Raw genomic sequence first — 1,502 nt, forward strand, 5'->3', positions numbered from 1 at the left:
TGAACTGCACCCTATAAAGTAGACAGTTTAATAAAAAGAGATGCTGCTATCTACGCAGCGATGAGATGACTTCGGTAAGCTGCCGGAGTCATCTTTTTTAAGTTCCATTGCTTTCTGGTCGTGTTATAGTGTTCCATATATTCAGCCAACAAGTTTTTCAATTCTGCTAAGTTACGTGCTTCCCTGTAATCTACTTCATCTTTTAAGTGCCCGAAGAATGATTCCATGGGGGCATTATCTAGACAATTTCCTCTACGTGACATTGATTGAATGAGCCCTAGTTCTTTCACGCGTTTTTGATATTCAGGATGTGTATATTGCACACCTTGATCCGAGTGAATCATTGCTTCCGGATGAATATTCCCATCTAATGCTTCCTTTAACTTTTCCAGTGTTCTGTAAACAATACTCATACGTAAACTGGTAGAAAGATCATAAGCAATAATTTCTCTTGTGGCGACATCTTTAACGCAAGATAAATAAGCTGTTTGCCCACCTTGGAATTGCAGGTAAGTGATATCAGTTAAGAATACTTTGCCTGGTTCGTTCTGTTTGAATTCTCGGTTTAGATGGTTAGGTACCGTGCGGTGGGCTTCGGTTGCTTTGGCGATTTTTCTATAGGGATTCGCTTGTCTTACTTTCGCAAAGAAGTTAAATTTACGCATTAGCCGAAGAATCTTCTTATGATTCATGGGTGTAACGAGTTGTTCTGCTAATTCCATGTATAAGCCACGATAGCCGATTTTTCCTTTAGCCCCATCATAAATTGATTTCAATCGGAGGTAGTCCTGATAATCTTGTTCCTCACGGTTCGCTTGCTTTTCCTGATTTTGAATCCATTTATAATAGCCACTTCGGCTGACACCTGTTAACTCACATAAATAACTGGTCATATTCTTAAGTTGATAAAGACGAATCACTTCATTGATGACTTGATACTTCTCTTGGGGTGTTAGAATCGTCTCTTCTTCGCCTGCCTTTCGAGTGCTTCGAGCTTTTTTAGTAATTCTAATTCAGCTTCCAAATACTTAATCCGCGCTTCTGCTTTTTCTAATTTCTTTTCGGCTGAAAGCTGTTTAGACGTGGGGCGTCCAGTGCTCCCCTTCCCCCGGCGTTCTTCTAAAAATCCTGCTTCTCCATATGTTTTAAACGTTGTTCTCCAGCGACTAAGTGCGCTTTGGGCTTTTTTTAGTCCAATTATCTCTAAATCATAACCAGCTTCAATAAAGATCTGAACAGGTCCCTTACCCGCTAGATTTTCTTTCACCGCTTGTATTTTAAATTCAGATGTATATTGAATCGCACGATCCGATACAGAAGCCACATTTGGATTCATTTCTAATAATTTCCGTTGATGTTCATTAAATATAATCTTACTCATAATAACTTCTCCTGACTTAACTTCATAAATTTTAGTATAACGGGGTTTTAAGCTAGAAAAAACAAAAATCCCCGAATAGATCCACTTTTTTTAAAGTGTCTACTATTCGGGGTTCAGTTCA

1 protein-coding gene is annotated in these 1,502 nt (G+C 38.7%); it reads right to left on the minus strand.

Annotated elements, in window-relative coordinates:
* Nucleotides 1-50: 50 nt before the first annotated feature.
* A protein-coding gene (locus tag DFO73_RS28190; protein WP_110067960.1) for an IS3 family transposase occupies nt 51-1,381 on the minus strand; the annotation gives its coding sequence in 2 pieces (ribosomal slippage) (nt 51-1,003 and nt 1,003-1,381; 1,332 coding nt in all).
* Nucleotides 1,382-1,502 lie beyond the last annotated feature (121 nt).

Source organism: Cytobacillus oceanisediminis (assembly GCF_003182355.1).
Classification (GTDB): domain Bacteria; phylum Bacillota; class Bacilli; order Bacillales; family Cytobacillaceae; genus Cytobacillus; species Cytobacillus oceanisediminis_A.